The following is a 21,477-nucleotide window of genomic DNA, read 5'->3' on the forward strand; positions in this document are numbered from 1 at the left end:
AGAGCAGGGGCGATGGCGCGCGTTGAAGACCCGGCGGCCCAGCGGCCGTCGCTGGGAAAAAACCGCGATTACCGGATCTGGTGGCTGGGCAGTGCGCTTTCGGCACTGGGCACCAGTTTGTCGACAACGGCTTTCCCGCTCCTGGTGCTCAGTTCGACCGGTTCGGCGCTGAAGGCCGGCAGCATCGGTGCGGCCAGCATGATCGGGGCCGTCGTGACGATGCTCGTCGGCGGCACCCTCGCCGACCGGGTCTCGCGCCGCGCGATCCTGCTGGTGTGCCCGCTGGTCCAAGCCGTCGCGCTGGGCGTGGTGGCGTTGCTGGTCTACGCCGGGGGCCCCGCCATCGTCGTCCTGGACGTCGCCGCGCTCGGCAGCGGGCTCGCGGCCGGGTTGCAGTACGCGGCCACGACTCCCGCCCTGCGCCGCATCGTCCCCCGCGACCAGATCGGCGAAGCGACCGCGCGCGGCCTCGGCAGCACGATGGCGGCCCGGCTGGTCGGGGCGCCGCTGAGCGGCCTGCTGTTCGGGCTCTTCCGGTGGGTCCCGTTCCTGGCCGACGCGGTTTCGTTCGTCATCGTGGCCGCGGCCACGGCCCTGATCCGCAAGCCGCTGGGGCCCGACGCGGCGGAAGGCGCGCAGCGAGCGGACTTCATCGCCGAGCTCCGGGCCGGCTGGCGAGTGGTCCGGACGAATTCCTACCTGCGGCTGACCATCGTCTGGACCGCGCTGCTCAACGCGGTCACGCAGGGGTTCGTGCTGCTGCTCGTCGCGCTGGTGCTCTACCGGGGCGGTTCGCCGTCCGTCGTCGGTGTGGTCAACGCGATGGCGCTGGCCGGCGGCGTGCTCGGCGCGTTCGCCAGTTCCCTGCTGCTGCGGCGGTTCCGCGCGAAGCGGGTGCTGTTCGGCGCGCTGTGGGTGTTCGTCGTCGCGCTGGCGCCGATCGCGTGGCTGCCCGCGCCGTGGCAGATCGGCGCCTTCCTGCTGGTCGCCATGACCATGACGGTGCCGCTGAACTCGGTCCTCGAGGCGTACGAGGTCCGCATGGTCCCCGACTCCTACAGCGGCCGCGTGACCGCGGCGACCCGGCTGGGATCGCAGGCCCTGCAATGGGCCGGCCCCCTCGGCGCCGGTCTGCTCGCCGACGGTCTCGGCGCACCGGGCGCCATCCTGGTGCTGACGGCCGTGATGGCCGTGCTCGCGATCTCGCTGGGTTTCTTCCGCTCGACCCTGGCCGTGCTCGACCAGTCCCTGGCCGACGTCAAGGAAATCGCGGTCCCGGGCGAAGACGGCGAAGACACCGTTGCCCCGTCGCCGGCGGAGACCTCTCCGACGCGCTGATCCGCGGCTTTTCTCCTGGCGGTTTCCCTGTCTCGCCTACTCATTCGGGTAACGGGGACACCGCGCGTAGCCCTTGTGGGGTCCGTGTAAGCTCCGGTCTCGCTTGACCGGGTGATCACTCACCCGAATCAGTGGCCGTTGTGGTCGGGGATTCGTGATCTCACGCGGTACTGCCGTCGCGGTTCGGGCTCGGATAGGAGATTTATGCAGGTCAGGTCAGCTTTCGTGCGAGGCGGGATCGCGGTGCTCGCCGCGGCCGCCGCAGTCATGGTCAGTGCCCCGTCGGCCCTCGCGGACGACGGTGCGGCGCGCGGCCGGGTCAGCGAAAAGGGCACCTACGGCTACAAGGTCAACCTCGAAGGCGGCGGTGGCGCGACCACCGAGCTGTTCGGGTTCAAGCTGTCCGACGGCAGCGCACTCAAGCTCTACTGCGTGCAGATCACGGTCCACATGCGCAACGACGTCGACATGGTCGAGCGGCCGTGGAACAAGTACCCGGACGCCAAGTCGCCGTTCACCAAGAACAGCGACAAGATCAACTGGGTGCTGCACCACGGTTACCCGGGCGCCGACCTGGACGCGCTGGGCGGCACGCTGGCCAAGGCGGGCGCCAAGCTGCACGGCGGCCTGAGCGACCGCGAGGCCATCTCCGCGACGCAGGCCGCGGTCTGGCACTTCAGCGACGGCATCAACCTCGACCACGGCAACCCGCTCGGTGAAGGTGACGCCTCCGCGGCCGCCGACGTCGTCGCGCTGTACGACTACCTCACCGGCAGCGAGAACACCGGGATCGGCCAGCAGCCGAAGCCGACCCTGAACGTCGCCTCGCCGAAGACCGAGGGTGCCGCGGGCACCCGCATCGGCCCGTTCGACGTCGCGACCACCGGTGACGTCACCTCGCTCACCAGCGAGCTGCCCGAGGGTGTCAAGATCACCGACGCCAACGGCAAGGAGCAGAAGGCCACGGACGTCAAGGACGGCAGCAAGCTGTTCGTCGACGTCCCGAAGGACGCGAAGCCGGGCGAAGGCTCGTTCTCGCTGAAGGTCAGCGGGCACCTGGACACCGGGCGCCTGTTCGTCGCCGAGAACTACGCGAAGCAGCCGGCTCAGTCGCTGATCGTCGCCGACTCGGAGAAGACCGCGGTGACGGCCAAGGCCGCCGCCAAGTGGACCGAGGCCGGCGCCGCGCCGAGCACCACCCCCGCGCCGACCACCCCGGCCGGCAACCAGGGCGGCGGTGGCGACCTCGCCAACACCGGTGTCGACGCGGCGGTTCCGTTCACCCTCGGCGGCCTGCTGCTGGGCGGCGGCGCGCTGATGCTGCTGCTGAACCGGCGTCGCAGCCGCGCGTAAGCACGACTCCCGACGAACGGGGCCGGTCCACAGTGGACCGGCCCCGTTCTCGTACCCGACGATCGGATTGCGATCATCGGGGCAAAAGCGGCGAATCGTGCCCGAATTGGTCTAGACTTTTCCGCCGAGCGGCGAAGGGACCAGACCATGCGCGGCACCACCGTTCCGCCCGGCACCCCCTGCGCCCGGCCGCGGGCGGGGGAGCTGCCGATGCACCGGCTGGAGGTGCCGGCGCCGCACGCGCCGCCCATCGCCGTCGGGACCTTCGAAACCATCGGACCGCTGTCGCGCGCGGAGTTCCCGCACCGGCACACCTTCCACGAGCTCGTGCACGTCACCGGCGGCACCGGCACGCACGTCGTCGACCTCGCGCGCTGGCCGCTGCGGCCGCCGCACTTCGGGGTCGTCGTGTCGGGGCAGGTCCACCAGTGGGCCGGGGTGCGGGGCCTGACCGGGCACGTCGTCGTGTTCACCGACGACTTCCTCCTCGACCACCCGGCCGACCGCGAACTGCTGCGGCGGCTGAGCGAACGGCCGTGGCTCGAGCTCGGCGAGCGCGCCGACGCCGACGTCTCACGGCTGATCGCCGACCTCGAGGAGGAGCAGCGCCACGGTGACGAGTCGGTGCTGCGGGCCCTGGTGCACGTCCTCCTCGCGCGCGTGGGACGGCTGGCCGGGGCGCCGCCGCCGACGCCGGCCGGGGCCGTGGCGACGGAGTTCGCCCGGCTCGCCGCCCGTCCCGACCTCGGCCTCTGGTCGGTGCGCGCGCACGCCGACCGCATCGGCGTCACCCCGGGCCACCTCACCGAGGCCGTGAAGACCGCGACCGGCCGCACCGCCGCGCAGCTGCTGCGCGAGGCGCGGACCCGGGAAGCCCAGCGGTTCCTGCTGCGGACGGATCTCACCGTGCGGCAGGTCGCGAGCCGTGTCGGGTTCGCCGACCCGGCCTACTTCTGCCGGTTCTTCCGCCGGGAGACCGGGCTGAGCCCGGGTGACTTCCGGCGCGGCGGGGATAAGCACCACGACTGACCGGTCCAGTCCATCGTCGCCGCCCGGCGCGCTGCCTACGTTCGAGGGGATTCCCGACGCCCCCACGAGGAGCAGGCATGGACGAAGAGAGCAAGCTCAGCCGCAAAACGGTGCTGAAGGCCGCGCTCGCGGCGAGTGTCGCAGCGCCCGTCGCGCTGATCGGCGGCCCGGCGCTGGCGCGCACCACCGTGGCCGGCGGCAACGCCCCGGAGCTGACCCCGGCGTGCCACGACGGCGACGAGCCCACGATCGAGCAGACCGAAGGCCCCTACTTCAAGCCGAACTCGCCGGAACGGACCAACCTCGTCACCCCCGGCACCCAGGGCACCCGGCTGACCGTGACGGGGTACGTCTTCGGGCGCGCCTGCCTGCCGGTGAACCGCGCGCTGCTGGACTTCTGGCAGGCGGACGTCAACGGTGCGTACGACAACACCGGGTACACCTTCCGCGGCCACCAGTACACCGACGCCCAGGGCGCGTTCACGCTGTCGACGATCGTGCCGGGCCTCTACCCGGGCCGCACGCGGCACATCCACGTCAAGGTGCAGGCGCCCGGCCGCCCGATCCTGACCACGCAGCTGTACTTCCCCAACGAGCCGCGCAACAACACCGACACGATCTTCGACGCGCGGCTGCTGATGACCGTGCGGGACAACGGCTCCGCGAAGGAGGCCGCCTTCGACTTCGTGCTGAACGTGCCGCAGACGCCCACCTCGACCCCGCCGACGGCTACGACCACCCCCACCACGTCCACCCCGCCGGGCGGCACCTCGTGGGCGGTGGGCACCGCTTACGCGGCCGGCGCCCGGGTCACCTACGGCGGGCAGGGTTACGTCTGCCTGCAGGGGCACACCGCCCAGCCGGGCTGGGAGCCCCCGGCCGTCCCGGCGTTGTGGCGGGCGGGCTGACCCACCAGCGTGGCGGGTCCCGGCCCGGGCACCGGGGCCCGCCCGGGCCGGTTCGCGGGGAGATAGGGGTCGACGCGGGCGCCGCGGCCTGCCAGATTCGACGGCATGACTGTTTCCCTCGATGCCGCGGCGTGGATCCGGCGGTTCCACCCGGCGCCGTCCGCCGCGGCGAGGCTCGTGTGCTTCCCGCACGCGGGGGGATCGGCGAGCTACTTCCACCCGGTTTCGGCGGTGCTGTCCCCCGCGGTGGAGGTGCTCGCCGTGCAGTACCCGGGCCGTCAGGACCGGCACACCGAAGCGCCGGTGGACGACCTGGTCGTGCTGGCCGACCGGCTGGCGGACGTGCTCGCCGCGGAGCTCACCGGGCCGGTCGCGTTCTTCGGCCACAGCATGGGCGCCAGCCTGGCCTTCGAAGTCGCGCGAAGGCTCGAAGCGCGGGGCACGCGGTTGTCCCACCTGTTCGTCTCCGGGCGCCGCGCCCCCACGGCGCCCCGCGACGAACGGGTCCACGAGCTGGACGACGCCGGGCTGCTCGCCGAGGTCGAGCGGCTCAGTGGCACCGCGCCCCAGGTGCTGGAGGACGACGAGCTCCGCCGGCTGGTGCTGCCCGCGCTCCGCGGTGACTACAAGGCCGCGGAGCTCTACCGCTACACCCCGGGCCCGGACGTGAGCTGCCCGGTCGTCGCGCTGATCGGCGACCGCGACCCGAAGGTCACCGAAGACGAGGCCCGCCAGTGGGCGGCGCGCACGTCGGGTGCGTTCGAGCTGAAGACGTACCCGGGCGGGCACTTCTACCTCAACGAGCACGCGGCGGCGGTGACCCGGCTGATCGGCGACCGCCTCGCCCGCTGAGCAAGCGGGCGGGGGTGCGCCGCGATCCGGCGCACCCCCGCTCGCGTCAAGAACTCAGCAGTAGAGGTTCGCGCCGGGGTCGACGCCGAGGATGGACGTGATCTGGCGGTACTTGTCCACGCGGCTCTGCACCTGGGCGGGGTTGCCGCCGTTGCACTCGATGGAGCCGTTGATGCTGCGGATCGTCTCGCCGAAGCCGTGGCCGTTGACCATCGCGTTGTGCGGGGTCATGGTGCCGGGGCCGCTCTGGGTGTTCCAGTACCAGAGGCCGGTCTTCCACGCGACGGCCGCGTTCTGCTCGACCTGCCAGGGGTTGCCGAGCAGGTCGATGCCCAGCGCGTCACCGGCGGCCTTGTAGTTGAAGTTCCAGCTCAGCTGGATCGGGCCACGGCCGTAGTAGGCGGCCTGGCCGGCCGGGCAGCCGTAGGGCTGGCCGTAGTCGCAGTAGTGCGGGTAGTTCGCCGTGTTCTGCTCGACGATGTAGACCAGCCCGCCGGTCTCGTGGTTGACGTTCGCGAGGAACGCGGCGGCTTCCTGCTTCTTCACCGCGTCGCTGCCGGTGTTCGCGAAACCGGGGTAGGCCGAGAGCGCCGCGGTCAGGCCGCTGTAGGTGTAGAAGCTGTTGCGGCCGGGGAAGATCTGGTTGAACTGCGCTTCGCTGACGACGAAGGAGCCCGGGTTGCCGGGGTTCGTGCCGCCGCCGCAGTCGTAGGGCTCCCAGTACCAGGTGCTGATGACGGGGTCGTATCCCGGGTTGGCGTTCTTGGCGCGGTAGTAGCTGCCGTTGGTGTACTTGACGACGGCGCCGACGTCGTACCACTGCCCGGCGACCCAGTTGGGCGCGGTGCAGGTGGTGCCGCCGCCCCCGCCGTCACAGCTGTAGGGCTCCCAGTACCAGGTGCTGATGATCGGGTCGTAACCCGGGTTGGCGTTCTTGGCGCGGTAGTAGCTGCCGTTGGTGTACTTGACGACCGCGCCCACGTCGTACCACTGCCCGGCAACCCAGTTCGGCCCGCTGCACGCGGCGGCGGCCGCCTGCGGGGCCTGGTCCGAAAACGCCGGAACACCGAGCACCAATGCGGCAGCGGCCGCGAAAGCGGACAGGACCGCGACAAGACGTCTTCTCAAGACTCGCTCACTCCTTCGGCCACGACAGAGTCCGGACGGGGGATGCGTCCGGTGTCGAAGATGTGTGCTCATCCGGCCGGGACGAACGTGACAGGGGTCACTAGAGCAGATTGGTCTAGTCCAGTCAAGAATCCGGGCGTTCCGGGCAACGGGTCTGCGCGATCGGCCACGGGGTTCCGGGGAGGGGGCGCGCGGGTCGGAAACCGGTGCCGGGCCGGGGATCGAAGGCTCTGCGCGGGGGAGTCACGCGCGGGTGTCGCGGAACCGGTGCTGCCCGAAGACCTGTCTCGTGGCTGTCCGGTCCTGGGTCGCGGAACGCGTTGTCCGGTCGTGGCGCCCGGACCGGCGGGCGGGCGGGCGCGGCGGTGGTCCGCGCCGCTCGCCTGCTCCTCCGCGGCTCAGCGCGCCTGCGGGATCCGGACCCTCGTGGCCGGCGCGACCTGCAGGATCCGCTGCAGGCGGGCGCGGCCCAGCCGGTGGAGCATCTCGCCGAGCTCCTCCGGGGCGATGCTCTCTTCGAGGTCGATCCGCGTCACCCGGACCACGCGGTCGACCTCCGCGGCGGGGAGCCGCCCGGCGAACTCCCCGGCCAGCCACACCCCGACCTCGTTGACGACGTCGTCCGCCCGGTGGCTCCGTACGGTCATCGCTCTCCTCGTTTCGATCGCCTTCTGCCAGGTCGAGGCCGGGAAATCCCGGCCCGACGCAGGTCCGACGAGCGAGCCCGCGAGCCATGACGGCGAAACGGCGAAGTTTGTGCCGGGAAGACTTTCCGTGGTCGGGCGGGTGAAATCCGTGACGACGTCCGGTCACTCACATGGGCTGTTCACCGGCCGAAGTTGTCGGCCGATCGGGTGGAAAACCGGGGAACCTCGCCGAAGGCGCGTACGCGCCAGGACTCTGGAGACGTCCGGTAGTGCGGGTGTTCCCCGGCGGGGACGCGGAACGGAGACACGACCCATGGGCCGGTACGACCGGACCGACCTCGGCGCCTACAGCCTGGGGTTGCTCGACGCCGCCGAGACGGCGCGGGTGGAGCGGCACCTCGCCGCGTGCCCGGACTGCCGCCAGGAGGTCCGGGAGTTCGAAGGCGTCCGGTGGATGCTCGACCACCTGGCCGCGCCCAAGTCCACTTAGGACCGGCCCCGGACGGCTCAGCGGGAAGCCGCCGCCTTGATCGTCCGCAGCACCGGCGCCGTCTCCAGCGTCCGGATCGCCTCCAGCGCGCCGAGCCGCCGGGTCAGGTAGCGGTGCAACGCCGCCGCGTCCGCGCACAACGCGTGCGCCATCAGGTTGGCCGGTCCGGTGGTCGCCGCGACGATCGCCAGCTCCGGATGGGTCGCCAGCGTCCGCGCGACGTCGTCGAGGTGCGCCGGAGCCACCGACATCCACAGCAGCGCCTGCGTCGTGGCGCCCAGCCGGCCCGTGTCCACCTCCAGGTCGAAGAACACCGTCCCGCCGGCCCGCAACCCGTCCACCCGGCGCGCGACCGTCGCCGCCGACCAGCCGGTGGCCGTCGCCAGCTCGGCCAGCCCCGCGCGGCCGTCTCGCTGCAACGCCGCCAGCAATGCGTCGTCGTCGCTGGTCAGCGGCTTGCCCTCGCCGGTGAACACCGGGGTCAACGCCGCCACCTGCGCCGCGGAAAGGGAGTTCGCCCGGCCCAGCCACGCCTGCGGGCCGCCGAAGTAGCGGTGCAGCAGCTGGTGCGCCGACACCGCCGTGACGCTCGTCGTGCGCGGGATGTCGCGCAGCAGCAGGGAATGGTCACTCGCCGCCGGGGTGTGGACGTTCACGCAGATCTCGGTGCCGCCGGACATCAGCTTGATCCACGCCGTGTCCGCGCGGCGCGCGAGCGCCCGGGCGAGGTCCTGCGCGGTGTACGGGGTCGCGGTGAGCCGGACCAGCCATTCGGCTTGCCCAGCGCGCTGCGGATCGGGCAGGCCGACCACGCGAAGCGACGCTTCGGCGCGAAGACGGCGATAGCGCCGAGCCACCGTCTGCGTCGAGACGTCGAGAACCTCGCCGATCTTCGTGAACGGCGCCCGGCCGTCGACGTGCAGCGCGTGGATCAGTGCGCGGTCGACGTCGTCCAGCTCGGTCATATCCCTCATCCAAGCCCAGAACGTGGAAGAAATCAGCAATCGAAGCCCAAAAGCTGGAACTGGTCCGCGAACCGAAGCCACCCTCGGTGCCGACGAAAGGGGGCACCTCTTGCCGACCACCACGCTGCACCGCCACCGCTGGGCCGCGCTGGCCGTCCTGCTCACCGCCGAGGCCATGAACCTCCTCGACGCGACGATCGTCCAGGTCGCCGGGCCGGTGATCCACGCCGGCCTGCCCGGCCCGGCCGCCGACATCCCGTGGTTCAGCGCGGCCTACACCCTGCCGTTCGCGGTCTTCCTGATCACCGGCGGCCGCCTCGGCGACGTCTTCGGCCGGGCCAGGGTGTTCAAGCTCGGGGTCGCCGGCTTCGTGCTCGCGTCGCTGGTCTGCGCGGCCGCGCCGGCGGCGGGCCTGCTGGTCGGGGCGCGCGCGGTGCAGGGCGCGGCGGCCGCGCTGGTCATCCCGCAGACCATCGGCCTCATCCGCGCGCTCTTCGACGGGTCCGAGCTGGCGAAGGCACTGGGCACGATCGGCCCGGTGATGGGCCTGTCCGCCGTCACCGGCCCGCTGCTGGGCGGACTGCTGACGCAGGCCGTGTCGTGGCGCGCGGTCTTCCTGGTGAACGTCCCGCTCGGGCTCGCGGTGCTGCTCGGCGCGCGGCTCCTGCGCGAGGACAAGGCCACCACACGTCCGCGGCTCGACGTCGTCGGCACCGTGCTCGTCGTCGCGGGGACCGGGCTGCTCGTCTACCCGCTCATCACGTCGGGCGGGACGTCCTGGCCGCTGCTCGCGGCCGGCGCCGCGCTGCTCGGAGTGTTCGGGCTCCAGCAGCGTCGCACGGCCGCGCCGCTCGTCGAGCCGAGCCTGTTCGCCCACCGCGGGTTCCCGGCCGCGCTCGCCGGGTCGCTGCTGTTCTTCGCGGTGATGACCGGCCTGATGCAGGTCGTCCCGATGCAACTGCAGCTCGGCGAGGGAGCCGACGTCCGCACCGCGGGCCTGACGCTCCTGCCGCTCTCGGCCGGGCTCGCCGTGGCGTCGTGGTTCGCCGGGACGCGCTTGGTGCCGAAGTTCGGCCCGCGCGTGATGTTCGCCGGGCTCGCGCTGCTGCTGACCGGGATCCTGGCCGTCGCCGCCGGGGTGCGGCCCGCGCTGGCGCTGTGCGGGCTCGGGATGGGGACGTTCACGGTGCCGTTCTTCACCGCGGCCCTGCACCGCGTCCGCCCGCACGAGACCGGTTCGGCCGCCGGGCTGCTCAACGCCGTGCAGCAGTTCGGTGGCACGGTCGGGGTCGCCCTGCTCGGCGGGCTCTACCTGAGGACCGGGACGGCGGCCGCGGCGTTCGGCGTTGCCGCCGGGCTGATCGTGGCCGCCGCCGTCGCGGTCGTTCCGCTCAGTAGTCGTCGCGGCCGGTGAACTGCTGCTCCAGCAGCTCGGCCGCGCCCGCCACCAGCTCGAGCGGGTCGATGAACTCGTTGATGTCGAGGTGGATCAGCGGCAGCGAGTGGCGCAGCACCAGGTGGTCGCCCATCACCGCGAGCCCGCCCACGACCGTCGACTCGCCGACTTCGGTCAGCACCGACAGGAGGTCGACCTCGTCGTGGCGGGCGAACGGCGTCGCGATCTGGACCCAGTCCTCCTGCTGGTCGAGGATCTCGTGGGCGATCACCATGATCTGGGCCCGCTGCTCGGTGTCGGGGTCGTCGCCGAAGACCAGCCGGATGCGGATCTCGTCGGGGTCGTCGCGCACCACCCGGTAGCCCTGCCTGATGTAAGCGACCAGATCGCCCCACTCCGCCACGCTTTCCTCCGTCCTCGTGCCTGCTTGCGCGCTCAGCGTAGCGATCAGTCGGTGCCGATCCGGTCGAGATCGGCGAGAACGTCGGCGGGCAGGTCCAGCGAAGCCGCGGCGAGGTTCTCGCGCAGGTGCTCCGGCGAAGACGTGCCGGGGATCAGCAGCATCGACGGCGATCGCTGGAGCAGCCACGCGAGCGCGACCTGCATCGGCGTCGCCCCGACCCGCGCGGCGCAGTCGTCGAGCAGCCCGGACTGCAGCGGGCTGAAGCCGCCGAGCGGGAAGTACGGCACGAAGGCGATCCCTTCGGCGGCGCACTTGTCGACGAGGTCGTCGTTCTCGCGGTGCGCCAGGTTGTACTGGTTCTGGACGCACACGACCGGCGCGATCGCCTTCGCCTCGTCCAGCTGCTCGGCCGTCACGTGGCTGACGCCCAGCTGCCGGATCAGCCCCTGCTGCCGCAGTTCGGCGAGCACCCCGAAGGGTTCGGCGAGCGACATCGCCGCGGGATAACCGCCGGTGCTGTCGCTCAGCCGCAGGTTGACGACGTCGAGCGTGTCGACGCCGAGGTTGCGCAGGTTGTCGTGCACCGCCTGGGTGAGGTCCTCGGCCGACAGCGCGGGCGGCCAGCCCTTGTCCTCGCTGCGCCGCGCGCCGACCTTCGTGACGATCGTCAGCGACCCCGGGTACGGGTGGAGCGCTTCCTTGATCACGGCGTTCACGGTGTGCGGGCCGTAGTAGTCGCTGGTGTCGAGGTGCGTGACGCCGCTTTCGACGGCCTCGCGCAGCACGGCGACGGCCTTGCCGTGGTCCCGCGGCGGCCCCCACACGCCGGGCCCGGCCAGCTGCATGGCGCCGTACCCCATCCGGGTCACGGGAACTTCGCCGCCGAGGCTGAAGGTGCCGCCCAGGTTCGCCATGCCACTCCTCGAATAGACGCCGGTGCCCGAGGAGGAGTCTAGGTACTCAGCCGCAGACGCCCTTGCCGCGCAGCACGCGTGTCACCGACTCCTGCACCCGGTCCTTCGGCAGCTCCCCGGACTGCACGGCCTTCACCAGCCGGTTCAGCACCTCGTCGACCCGGCCGCCGGACGACCACAGCGCCTGGTCCGCGCCGGCCTGCAGGGCCTTCAAGACCGCGTCGGGCAGCGGGTACTGCGCCGTGATCGCCTTCATCGCGCCGAGGTCGTCGGTCACGACCGGCCCGGTGAAGCCGAAGTCGCCGCGCAGCAACTGGTAGGCGGGCGGCGAAAGTGACGCCGGGACGCCGTTCGTCAAGTCCGGCACGTCGAGGTGGCCGACCATGACGGCGACCGGGCCGTAGGCGGCGAGGTCCTGGTACGGCACCAGGTCGACCGTGCGCAGCTTCGCGAGCGGCGGGGTGACGACCGTGCCCTTGTGGGAGTCGCCCGAGCCGTGGCCGTGGCCGGGGAAGTGCTTGAGCACCGGCTGGATCCCCGCGTCGCGCAGGCCTTCCGCGAACGCCGTCGCGTACGTCTTCACGGTGAGCGGGTCGGGGCTGAAGGAGCGGTCGCCGATCACGTCGTCGTCCGGCGCGTTCGTGACGTCGGTGTCCGGCGCGAAGTCCACGGTGACGCCGCGGGCGCGCAGCTGCCGGCCGCGGTCGGCGGCGAGCTTGCGGACTTCGGCGGGGGACTTCGTCGCGGCCATCTCGCGCGCGGACGGGATGTCGCCGTCGAGGTCGTCGATGCGCTGGACCCGGCCGCCCTCTTCGTCGACCGAAACCGCGACCGGCAGGTGGGCCACGCCTTGGACCGCGTCCAGGGACCGGTCTTTCAACAACGCTGTTGCGTTACCGCCGATGAAGATCCCGCCGACCTGGTTGTCGCGCACCATGGACACCGTGGCGGCCGGGTTGTCCCCGGAAACCCCGACCACGACCAGCTGGGCGACCTGGGCGCGAACGTCGAGGCCGGTGACCAGCGACGCGCAGTCGCCGGGCCGGGCCGGGCTCGAAGACGGCGCGGGGGAAGCCGGTGGCGGCGCGGCCGACGGGACGGGAGCGGAAAGCACCGAGGGCCGGGGCAGCGCCAGCCCGGACACGATCCGCGGTTGCAGGCCTGCGACCAGCAGACACCCGGTCACGATGCACAACGCCACCCCCAGGGCGGCCAGACGACGGCGGTTCATCGGTCCCTTCACTCGTCGGCGTTCGCCACGACGGTAGTCGACGGCCTGACTTCACGGCGTGAAGAATGGCTCCACCCCGGCTAGAGAATTCGTGAAGCCACCCTCAGCAGACTGGCGTCACCAGAACACGGACAGTGGGCAGGGAGGGTTCGATGGACCAGGTGCGAGTGGCGGCGTGGGCGTCGGATCCGATCGCGCTCACCGGGCTGATCAACCACCTGAAGTCCCGCCCGGAGCTGCTGGTCGTGCCGCGGGCCCGCCGCGGCGAGGCGGCCGTGCTCGTGTTCGCCGTCGGCCAGGTCGACCGCGAGGTGGTCACCGCGCTGCGGGCCGCCGCCGCCGAGTCGCCCGCCGCGATCGTGCTGGTCGCCGGGCACGTCGACCCTTCGCACCTGCCCCTGCTCGCCGACTGCCACGTTTCCGCCGTCCTGCCGCGCACCGCGCTCGACCGGCTCACCGACAGCGTCCTCGCCGCCGCGCGCGGCCGGACGACGTCGCTGCGCGACCAGGTCGAGGCCCTGGCCCACGACGGTGTCGGCGCGGCTCTGACGCCGCGCGAGGTGGATGTGCTTCGCCTGATGGCCGAAGGCTGGGACACTGCCGAGATCGCGGGCAAGCTCTGCTACTCGGAGCGCACCGTGAAGAATGTCATCTACGCCATGACCAACCGGCTCAACCTGCGCAACCGGCCGCACGCGGTCGCCTACGCCGTGCGAGCCGGTGTGATCTGAGGGAAGCTCACGCCTGTGCGAACGATCACCCGGGCGGCCACCGTGGCCGCCGCGCTGGTCCTGCTCGCCGCCTGCAGCCCGAGTGACGCCGGTGGCAAGACGACGCTCACCATCGCGACCTTCGGCGAGTTCGGGTACGCGCCGCTGATCGCCGAGTACGAGAGACTGCACCCCGACATCACGGTGCAGAACCGGGTCACCGACTTCGACACCCACCACAAGGGACTCGCGACGCAGCTCGCCACCGGGCACGGCGCCGCCGACGTCGTCGCGATCGAAGAGCAGTACATCCCGCAGTACCGGAAGGCGAAGGACAAGTTCGTCGACCTCGCCCAGTACGGCGCCCGTGACCTCGAAAACCAGTGGTCGGCGTGGAAGTGGGCGCAGGGGACCGACGGCGGCTTCGTGGTCGGCCTGGGCACCGACATGGGCAGCCTCGCCCTCTGCTACCGGCGCGACCTGTTCGCGGCCGCCGGCCTGCCGACGAACCGCGACGACGTCGCGAAGCTGATGCCCGACTGGAACGCCTACGCGGCGGCCGCCGACCGGTTCACGCAGAAGACACCGGACGTCAAGTTCGCCGACTCCGCGGGCACCGTCTACACGGCGATGCTCAACCAGTCGCCCGAGAACTACTTCGCGCAGCGGGACGACTCGTTCATCGCCGACCGCAACCCGAGCGTGCGCAACGCGTTCTTCCTGTCCGGCGGCATCGCGGCCAAGGGGCAGACGGCCGCCGCGACCACCTTCACCCAGGCCTGGAACGTGGCGATCAAGCAGGGGTCGTTCGCCACCGTCGCCTGTCCCGCGTGGATGCTCAGCCAGATCAAGGAAGCCGGCGGGGACGCCAACAAGGGCAAGTGGGACGTCACCACCGTGCCCGGCAGCAGCGGCAACCAGGGCGGCTCGTTCCTGACCGTGCCGAAGCAGGGCCAGCACCCGAAGGAGGCGTACGAGCTCGCGCGCTGGCTGACCGCGCCGGAACAGCAGAAGAAGCTCTTCCTCTCCGACGGCATCCTGCCCAGCGAGCCGTCGGTGTACGAGGACCCGCAGGTGGTCGCGCACACCGACCCGTACTTCGGGGACGCGCCGATCGGGCGGATCTTCGCCGCCTCGGCCGACAAGCTGCGGCCGAACTACCGCGGCCTGCGGGACGCCGACGTCCGGCCGGAGTTCGGGCGGGCCCTCGGCCGGATCGAGGACAAGACGGACAAGAGTGTCGACCACGCCTGGGCGGACGCCGTTCAGCAGGCGCAAGCCGTCCTGAAGTAGCGCCCGCGTGCAGCACCGGCTCGGCCGTTTCGACCGCAGGATCACGCCGCTGCTGCTCATCGCGCCCTTCTTCGGCCTGTTCGTCGTTTTCGGCGCCTTCCCGCTGCTGTACACGATCTGGGTTTCGCTGCACGACTGGAACGTCCTCGACGGCGACCAGGGCTGGCTCGGCCTGGCGAACTACGGCGACCTGCTGGCCGACCCGCGGTTCTACAACGCGCTCGCCAACACCGTCGGCATCTTCCTGCTCGCCGCCGTCCCGGAGTTCCTGCTGGCGCTGGGCATCGCGGCGCTGCTCGACCGGCCGCTGCGCGCGGCGACCTGGTGGCGCACCGGGATCCTGCTGCCGAACGTCGTGTCCGTCGTCGCGATCGGGCTCGTGTTCGGTCAGCTGTTCAGCAAGGACTACGGCGTGGTCAACGAAGTGCTCGGCTGGTTCGGCGTGGCGCCGGTCAACTGGCAGGCCACCACCTGGTCGTCGCACCTCGCGGTGGCGTCCATGGTGCTCTGGCGCTGGACCGGCTACAACGCGCTGATCTACCTGGCCGCGATGCAGGCCGTGCCCGGTGAGCTGTACGAGGCCGCCGAGCTCGACGGCGCGTCGCGGTGGCGGACGTTCTGGTCGATCACCATCCCGGGCATCCGGCCGTCGCTGGCCTTCACCGCGATCGCCGGCACGGTCAACGGCCTGCAGCTGTTCGCCGAGCCGTCGCTGTTCGACGCCGGCGGGTCGGGCGGGACCGGCGGCAACGACCGCCAGTTCCAGACGCTCGTGATGTACCTGTACGAGAAGGGCTTCACGCACTTCGACGCCGGGTACGCGGCCGCGCTGACCTGGGTGATGTTCGTGATCTGCGCGCTGTTCGCGCTGGTCAACTACCGGCTGGTGCGCCGGTTCGTGAGGTCGGCGTGAGAGCCCGGCGGCGCCCGGGCGGGTGGGTGTACGCCGTGCTGACCGGCGTGCTCGGCGCGTCGGTCTTCCCGCTGTACTGGTCGTTCGTGGTGTCCACAAGGGACAACTCGGCGATCGGGGAGACGTCGCCGCTGCTGCTGCCGGGCGGGCACCTGGTGGAGAACGTGCGGCGGGTCTTCGACACCGTCGACTTCTGGCTCGCCATCGGCAACTCGCTGCTCGTCGCGGGCACGGTCATGGTGTCCAACGTCGTGCTGGCGAGCCTGGCCGGGTTCGCGTTCGCGCGGCTGCGGTTCCCGGGGCGCAACACGCTGTTCCTGCTGGTCGTCGGCTCGGCGATGGTGCCGGCGCAGCTCGGCGTCATCCCGCTCTACCTCGTGGTCGGCGACCTCGGCTGGTACGGCAGGCTCGAAGCGGTGATCGTGCCGGCGCTGGTCAGCGCGTTCAGCGTGTTCTGGATGCGGCAGGCCTGCGAGAACGCGATCAGCGCGGACCTCGTCGACGCCGCGACCGTCGACGGCTGCGGCATCCTGCGCACCTACTGGCACGTCGCGGTGCCCGCGTTGCGCCCGCACGCCGCGGTGCTCGCGATGCTCACGTTCATGGCCACGTGGAACGACTACTTCTGGCCGCTGGTGGTCCTCGACCCCAACGAGACGCCGACCGTGCAGGTCGCGCTTTCGCAGCTGGCCAGCGGGTACTACACCGACTACGCGCTCATGCTCACCGGCGCGACGGTGGGCGTCCTGCCCGTCATCGCGCTGTTCCTGGTGCTGGGCCGCTACATCGTCCGGGGGATCCTGAAAGGGGCGCCAGTATGACCGAGTTCCCGGCCGGCTTCCTGTGGGGCGCGGCGACCGCGTCGTACCAGGTCGAGGGCGCCGTGAGAGCGGGCGGCCGAGGACCGTCCATCTGGGACACCTTCTCGGCCACCGAGGGCAAGGTGCTCGAAGGCGCGTCCGGCGAAGTCGCCTGCGACCACTACCACCGCTACCCCGAGGACGTCGGCCTCCTGGCCGACCTGGGCCTCGGCGCGTACCGGTTTTCCGTGGCCTGGCCGCGGGTCATGCCGGACGGGCGGACGACGTCGGCCGCGGGTCTCGCGTTCTACGACCGGCTGGTCGACGAGCTGCTCAGCCGCGAAGTCGTGCCGGTGCTGACGCTGTACCACTGGGACCTGCCGCAGGCCCTGGAGGACGCGGGCGGCTGGCCGGCCCGCGACACGGCGTCGCGGTTCGCGGACTACGCGGCGGTGGTGCACGACGCGCTGGGCGACCGCGTCGACCAGTGGACGACGGTCAACGAGCCGTTCTGCGCGGCGTTCCTCGGGTACGGCAGCGGGGTGCACGCGCCCGGCGTCCAGGACTACGACACGGCGCTGGTCGCGGCGCACCACCTGCTGCTGGGCCACGGCCTGGCGACCCGCGCGCTGACCGAGCAGGCGCGGCCGGGCCACGAGTTCTCCCTCGCGCTGAACTTCGCCCCGGCCATCCCCGACGGGTCGTCGCCGGAGCACCTCGAGGCGGCGCGGAAGTTCGACGGCATCCACAACCGGTTCTTCCTGGACCCGGTGCTGGGCCGCGGCTACCCGGAGGACGTCATGGCGGACGTCCTCCACCACGGCGGCCGGTTCGCGGCCGCGGTCCGCGACGGCGACACGGACATCATCGCGGCGGCGATCGACTGGCTGGGCGTCAACTACTACGCGCCCGCGCGGGTCACGCCGCTGGCGGATCCGCTGGGGCCGGGCAACTGCCCGCTGCCGGGGCTGCGCGGTCTCGACGTGCTCCCGGCGGTCGGCCCGGTGACGGCGTTCGGCTGGGAGCAGGCGCCCGCGGTGCTGACGTCGCTGCTGGAGTGGATCTCGACGCGGTCCGGCGGGCTGCCGCTGGTGGTGGCGGAGAACGGCGCGTCGTTCGTGGACGAGGTCGTCGACGGCCGGGTCGCCGACCCCGACCGCGTGCGGTACCTGGAGACGCACGTCCGAGCGGTGCACGACGCGATCCGCGCGGGGGCGGACGTCCGCGGCTACCTGGCGTGGTCCCTGCTGGACAACTTCGAGTGGGCGATGGGGTATTCACAACGGTTCGGCCTGATCCACGTGGACTTCGAGACCCAGGTCCGGACGGTCAAGGACTCGGGCCGGTTCCTCGGCCGCGTCGCGAAGGCCAACGCCCTCCCCGACTGACCGGGTCGTCCATCCGCGTGCGACACGGGTCAGGAGCGTTGGCGGAAGGCGTCGGCGACTCCCGAGCGGGACGGGGTCTCCAGCTTCCCGAGCAACCTCGCCACGTGCGCCTGCACCGTGCGCCGCGGCAGGGACAGCTCCGCGGCGATGTCCGGGTTCGACCGGCCTTCCGCGACCAGGCTCGCGATCCGGACCTCGATCGGCGTCAGCGACTCCCAGCCGTGGCCGGGGCGGATCGGCGAGAACAGCGCGCCGCGGCGGACGCCCAAGCGGCGCAGGCGCGTCTCCGCCCGGCGCAGGTCCCAGCGGGCCGACAACGCCGTGTACAGCTCCGCCGCCTCCTCGAACGCCGCCTGCGCCGCGTCCAGCCGGCCCGCGCGGGCCAGCAGCTCGGCCGCGTCCTCCAGGGCCGCCGCCAGTTCCGGGCGGCGGCCGACCGCGCGGAAGTGCTCCGCCGTCGCGAGCACCGCCGACGGGTCGTCCTCGATCAGCCCGCGGCACCACGACACCGCCGCGTGCGCCCGCGCCGGACGGCGTTCCTTCGCCGCCTCCTCCTCGCAGACGTCGAGCGCGCGCCGGGCCCGCTCGACGTCGTCCTGCTCCATCGCCAGCCGGACGAACGTCGGCAGCCACTGGTGCCGCAGCATCATCTGCGCGTACGTCGGGTTCAGGATCGGCTCGAGCACGGCCATCGCGCGGGCCCGGTCGCCGCGCTGCTCGGCGGCGAGGGCGTCGGCGACCAGCAGGAAGTCGAAGCTCTCCCGCTCGGCGCCGGTCGCCGGGGCGTACTCCTCGGCCGCGTCGAGGTGGGCCGCGGCCTGCGCGCGGTCGTCACGGCGGCCCGCGATCAGCGCCGCGACGCCGTGCAGCAGCAGCGCCGCCGGGCCGGGCTCGCGCAGGCCGTAGAACGTGATCGCCGGGCCGTCCTCGGTGACGGTGTCCAGCTCGACCAGCGCCTCGTCCCAGCGCCCCTCCCAGTACCGGTGCACCGCCACGGACACCTGCAGCCCGACCGGCATCGAGTGCCGCGCCGCGACTTCGCCCGCCATGCGCAGCGCGTCGCCCGCCTCGGCGAGGCGGTCGAGGTTCTGCAGCGTGAAGACGCGGTTGTCGAGCAGGTCGAGGTGCAGGTCGGCGAGCTCGTGCTCGTCACCGACGGCCTCGATCGCGGCGTCGACGTGGGTGAGGGCGCTGTCGTGCTCTCGGCGCACGGAATCGACCAGCCACAACGTCTGCAGCGCGTGCGCGGTCAGGTACCGGTCGCCGCCCGCCTGCGCCTTCGTCTCCCGCGCCGCCTTCTCCGCGGTGTCCAAATCGGACAGATCGCCGCGGCGGAAGTTCGCCAGCAGCTGCCGGTGCCGCACCCGCCACAGCTCCGGCACGGCCGGGTCGTCGGCCGACGCGCCGAGCGTCGCGACCGCGCCTTCGGTGTCCCCACGCCGGTGCCGCAACGCCGCGAGCACGTGCCGCATCTCCTCGACGGAGTCCGGGTCGGTGGCGACCTCGAGTGCTTGCTGCGCCAGGGTTTCCGGGTTGCGCTCCAGCCGGAACAGCACCTTCACCAGCGCGACGAGCAGGACCTCACGGCGGGCGTCGGCACCGGCGGCGAGCGCGCGTTCGAGCAGTTCGACGGCGATCAGCGGCGCCCGGTTCGACACCGCCGCGTGGTGCGCCGCGAGCCAGTCCAGCACCCACTCGTCCACCGTCGCCGGGGCCGCCACCAGCTGCTCGGCCACGCGTTTCACCGGCGCGCCGATCCGGGCGAGCGCCTCGGCCGCCTGCCGGTGCAGCGCCGCCCGCGTCCCGGCCAGCAGCCGGTCGTAAAGCGCTTGCCGCAGCAGGGGATGGCGGAAGGCGAGCTGGGTCCCGGTGTCGATCAGGACGTTCGCCGTGACGGCTTCTTCCAGCGGCTCCAGCAGGTCCGACGGCCGGGTGCCGAGCACCGCGGCGATGTCCCCGACGGCGAACTCCATCCCCAGCAGCGCGCCCCAGCGCAGCACTTCCTGCGTCCCGGCGGGCAGGAAGTCGAGCCGCCGGTCGACCGCCGCGACCAGCGAGCTCGGCGCCTCGAACTCCTCCGGGTCGTCGACGTCGGCCTCGCCGCCGCTGACCTCGACCGCGCCGGCGCGCAGCAGGACGTCGACCATCTCCTTGACGTACAACGGGTTTCCCGCGCCACGCGCGGCCAGCTCCCGCAGCCCCGGCCCGGGCGGCGACCCGATCTGGTCTTCGATCAGCCGCCCGACGTCCGCGCCGGTCAGCGGCGCGAGGTCGAGGACCACGCCGTCGCGCGCCAGGACCCCGCGGCGCAGCTGGGCGAGCTCGGCGCGGTCCGGCGCCGGCCGGGTCGCGGCCACCAGCAGCAGCGGCAGCTGCCGGGTCGCCGCGCAGAGCCGGTGCCAGACCAGCACGGACGCCTCGTCCGCCCACTGCAGGTCGTCGATCACCAGCACCTGCGGCGAGTGCGCGCACAGCTCGTCGACCAGGGCCAGGATCCGGTCGACGGCGCCGAGCACCGGGTCGGCCGGCCCCCAGCTGCGCCGCACCGGGCCCTCACCCGCGAGCTCTTTCGCCAGCCGCGCGCGCCGCGGGTCGGGCGAATGCGCGTCGATCGCCAGGCACTCCAGCATCACCTGCAGCGGGAACCGCGTGCTCAGCTCGTCCGCGGCCGCCCAGAGCCGCTGGATGCCGGGGGCGTCCGGCAGCGAGCTGGTGAGCAGCTCGGACTTGCCGATCCCGGCCTCGCCTTCGATCCACACGGCCCGGCCGCGCCCGGCCCGGACGTCGGTGACGAGCTCGGCGAGCCGGGTCGTCTCGGCCTCCCGGCCGAAGAGCCGGTGCCCGGTGACGACCACCGGCGCGGCGGGCGCGTCGAGGGCCGGGTCCTGGGCGAGGATCTGCTGCTGGAGCCGTTGCAGCGCCGGGCCGGGCTCGACCCCGAGCTCGTTGATCAGCGTGGTGCGGGCGTCGCGGAAGACGTCGAGGGCGTCGGCGTGCCGCCCGCTGCGGTAGAGGGCGAGCATGAGCGACTCGCGCAGCGGCTCACGCAGCGGGTGGTCCCCGGCCAGCACCGCGAGCTCGGGCGCGAGGTCGAGGTGGCCGCCGAGCGCGAGCAGCGCCTCGGCGCGCCGTTCGAGGGTGTTCAGCCGCAGCTCGGCGAGGTATTCGCGGTGCCGCTCGGCGAACCCGCCCGGCACCCCGGAAAGCGCTTCACCCTGCCAGAGGGCGAGGGCGGCGTCGAGCTCGGTGACCGCGGCGCGCGGGTCACCGCCGTCGAGCCGGCGCTGCGCGGCGTCGCGGTGCCGTTCGAACACGGCGGCGTCGAGGGCGTCCTCCTCGAGCAGCAGTGAGTACCCGGCGGGGTCCGACAGGAGGACACTCGCGGCCGACCAGCGTGACCGGTCCGGCTCCAGCGCGCGCCGCAGCCCCGAGACGTAGGTGTGGACGCTGCCTTCGACACTCGCGGGCGCGGAGTCGCCCCAGACCCCGGCGATCAGCTCGGCCCGCGGCACCGGCCGGCCGGCGTTGACCGCGAGCACGGCGAAGATGGCGCGCTGACGCGCGGGGCCCAGGCCGATTTCGGCCGTCCCGCGCCAGGCCCGCAGCGGGCCGAGCACGCCCACCCGCAGACCGGTGTCCGCATCCCCTGGCATGTCGTTCCGTTCCCTCTGGGGCGCGTGCCCCAGACCCCCGCCAGGGCGGGCCCCCAGGACCCCGGC

General features: G+C 72.4%; 19 protein-coding genes. 12 read left to right on the forward strand and 7 right to left on the reverse strand.

Annotated features, from left to right (window positions below):
- Positions 1–12 precede the first annotated feature (12 nt).
- The 5 genes from ACZ61C_RS04055 to ACZ61C_RS04075 all read left to right on the forward strand — a co-directional run bounded on the left by ACZ61C_RS04055 (position 13) and on the right by ACZ61C_RS04075 (position 5,480).
- On the forward strand, positions 13–1,338 hold the full coding sequence (locus ACZ61C_RS04055) for an MFS transporter (protein ID WP_465302562.1): 1,326 nt from the start codon (positions 13–15) through the stop codon (positions 1,336–1,338).
- A gap of 204 nt (positions 1,339–1,542) precedes the next feature.
- On the forward strand, positions 1,543–2,691 hold the full coding sequence (locus ACZ61C_RS04060; protein WP_465302564.1) for a thioester domain-containing protein: 1,149 nt from the start codon (positions 1,543–1,545) through the stop codon (positions 2,689–2,691).
- A gap of 147 nt (positions 2,692–2,838) precedes the next feature.
- The gene (locus ACZ61C_RS04065) at positions 2,839–3,720 is read left to right on the forward strand and encodes a helix-turn-helix transcriptional regulator (protein ID WP_465302566.1); all 882 of its coding nucleotides are present in this window, start codon (positions 2,839–2,841) and stop codon (positions 3,718–3,720) included.
- Between the two features lie 77 nt (positions 3,721–3,797).
- Entirely contained in the window at positions 3,798–4,628 is an 831-nt protein-coding gene (locus ACZ61C_RS04070; protein WP_465302568.1) for a dioxygenase family protein, read from the forward strand.
- 105 nt (positions 4,629–4,733) lie between these two features.
- A complete protein-coding gene (locus ACZ61C_RS04075; protein WP_465302570.1) occupies positions 4,734–5,480 on the forward strand; it encodes a thioesterase II family protein in 747 nt (248 codons plus the stop codon).
- Positions 5,481–5,534: 54 nt separating this feature from the next.
- On the opposite strand, the gene ACZ61C_RS04080 is transcribed toward ACZ61C_RS04075, so the two are convergent.
- Positions 5,535–6,554, reverse strand: coding sequence for a chitinase (locus tag ACZ61C_RS04080; protein WP_465302786.1), 1,020 nt, complete (start codon positions 6,552–6,554; stop codon positions 5,535–5,537).
- Positions 6,555–7,006: 452 nt separating this feature from the next.
- Positions 7,007–7,255: a hypothetical protein gene (locus tag ACZ61C_RS04085; RefSeq protein ID WP_465302572.1), complete on the reverse strand. Its 249-nt coding sequence runs from the start codon at positions 7,253–7,255 to the stop codon at positions 7,007–7,009.
- Positions 7,256–7,568: 313 nt separating this feature from the next.
- On the opposite strand from ACZ61C_RS04085, the gene ACZ61C_RS04090 reads away from it, so the two are divergent.
- Positions 7,569–7,745, forward strand: coding sequence for a zf-HC2 domain-containing protein (locus ACZ61C_RS04090; protein ID WP_465302574.1), 177 nt, complete (start codon positions 7,569–7,571; stop codon positions 7,743–7,745).
- Positions 7,746–7,762: 17 nt separating this feature from the next.
- On the opposite strand, the gene ACZ61C_RS04095 is transcribed toward ACZ61C_RS04090, so the two are convergent.
- Positions 7,763–8,710: an Lrp/AsnC family transcriptional regulator gene (locus ACZ61C_RS04095; RefSeq protein WP_465302576.1), complete on the reverse strand. Its 948-nt coding sequence runs from the start codon at positions 8,708–8,710 to the stop codon at positions 7,763–7,765.
- A 109-nt stretch (positions 8,711–8,819) separates the two neighbouring features.
- Here ACZ61C_RS04095 and ACZ61C_RS04100 point away from each other — a divergent pair, with 109 nt between their 5' ends.
- Positions 8,820–10,124, forward strand: a complete 1,305-nt coding sequence (locus ACZ61C_RS04100; protein ID WP_465302578.1) for an MFS transporter — start codon at positions 8,820–8,822, stop codon at positions 10,122–10,124.
- Here the strand turns inward: ACZ61C_RS04100 and ACZ61C_RS04105 are convergent.
- The 3 genes from ACZ61C_RS04105 to ACZ61C_RS04115 are packed head-to-tail and all read right to left on the reverse strand — an operon-like array spanning position 10,102 to position 12,654.
- Positions 10,102–10,509 carry a type III secretion system chaperone family protein gene (locus tag ACZ61C_RS04105; RefSeq protein ID WP_465302580.1) on the reverse strand — a complete coding sequence of 136 codons (408 nt, stop codon included), beginning with the start codon at positions 10,507–10,509 and terminating at the stop codon, positions 10,102–10,104. The two genes, ACZ61C_RS04100 and ACZ61C_RS04105, sit on opposite strands and share 23 nt — an antisense overlap.
- 44 nt (positions 10,510–10,553) lie before the next feature.
- Positions 10,554–11,423 (reverse strand): oxidoreductase, encoded by an 870-nt coding sequence (locus ACZ61C_RS04110; protein WP_465302582.1) that lies wholly within the window; start codon positions 11,421–11,423, stop codon positions 10,554–10,556.
- Between the two features lie 46 nt (positions 11,424–11,469).
- Entirely contained in the window at positions 11,470–12,654 is a 1,185-nt protein-coding gene (locus tag ACZ61C_RS04115; RefSeq protein ID WP_465302584.1) for a glycoside hydrolase family 3 N-terminal domain-containing protein, read from the reverse strand.
- A gap of 152 nt (positions 12,655–12,806) precedes the next feature.
- On the opposite strand from ACZ61C_RS04115, the gene ACZ61C_RS04120 reads away from it, so the two are divergent.
- From ACZ61C_RS04120 to ACZ61C_RS04140, 5 genes are read left to right on the forward strand one after another with little or no spacing between them, the layout of a single operon-like run.
- Positions 12,807–13,385 (forward strand): helix-turn-helix transcriptional regulator, encoded by a 579-nt coding sequence (locus tag ACZ61C_RS04120; protein ID WP_465302586.1) that lies wholly within the window; start codon positions 12,807–12,809, stop codon positions 13,383–13,385.
- A gap of 15 nt (positions 13,386–13,400) precedes the next feature.
- Positions 13,401–14,657, forward strand: a complete 1,257-nt coding sequence (locus tag ACZ61C_RS04125) for an extracellular solute-binding protein (protein ID WP_465302588.1) — start codon at positions 13,401–13,403, stop codon at positions 14,655–14,657.
- Between the two features lie 7 nt (positions 14,658–14,664).
- Entirely contained in the window at positions 14,665–15,570 is a 906-nt protein-coding gene (locus ACZ61C_RS04130) for a carbohydrate ABC transporter permease (RefSeq protein ID WP_465302590.1), read from the forward strand.
- Entirely contained in the window at positions 15,567–16,391 is an 825-nt protein-coding gene (locus ACZ61C_RS04135; protein ID WP_465302592.1) for a carbohydrate ABC transporter permease, read from the forward strand. The genes ACZ61C_RS04130 and ACZ61C_RS04135 overlap by 4 nt, the downstream gene beginning before the upstream one ends.
- The gene (locus tag ACZ61C_RS04140; RefSeq protein WP_465302594.1) at positions 16,388–17,758 is read left to right on the forward strand and encodes a GH1 family beta-glucosidase; all 1,371 of its coding nucleotides are present in this window, start codon (positions 16,388–16,390) and stop codon (positions 17,756–17,758) included. Before ACZ61C_RS04135 ends, ACZ61C_RS04140 begins: the two co-directional genes overlap by 4 nt.
- 29 nt (positions 17,759–17,787) lie before the next feature.
- Here ACZ61C_RS04140 and ACZ61C_RS04145 read toward each other — a convergent pair whose 3' ends face one another.
- Positions 17,788–21,411, reverse strand: a complete 3,624-nt coding sequence (locus ACZ61C_RS04145; RefSeq protein ID WP_465302596.1) for a BTAD domain-containing putative transcriptional regulator — start codon at positions 21,409–21,411, stop codon at positions 17,788–17,790.
- Positions 21,412–21,477: the final 66 nt, after the last annotated feature.

The sequence above is a fragment of the Amycolatopsis sp. NPDC104587 genome (genome assembly GCF_055583645.1).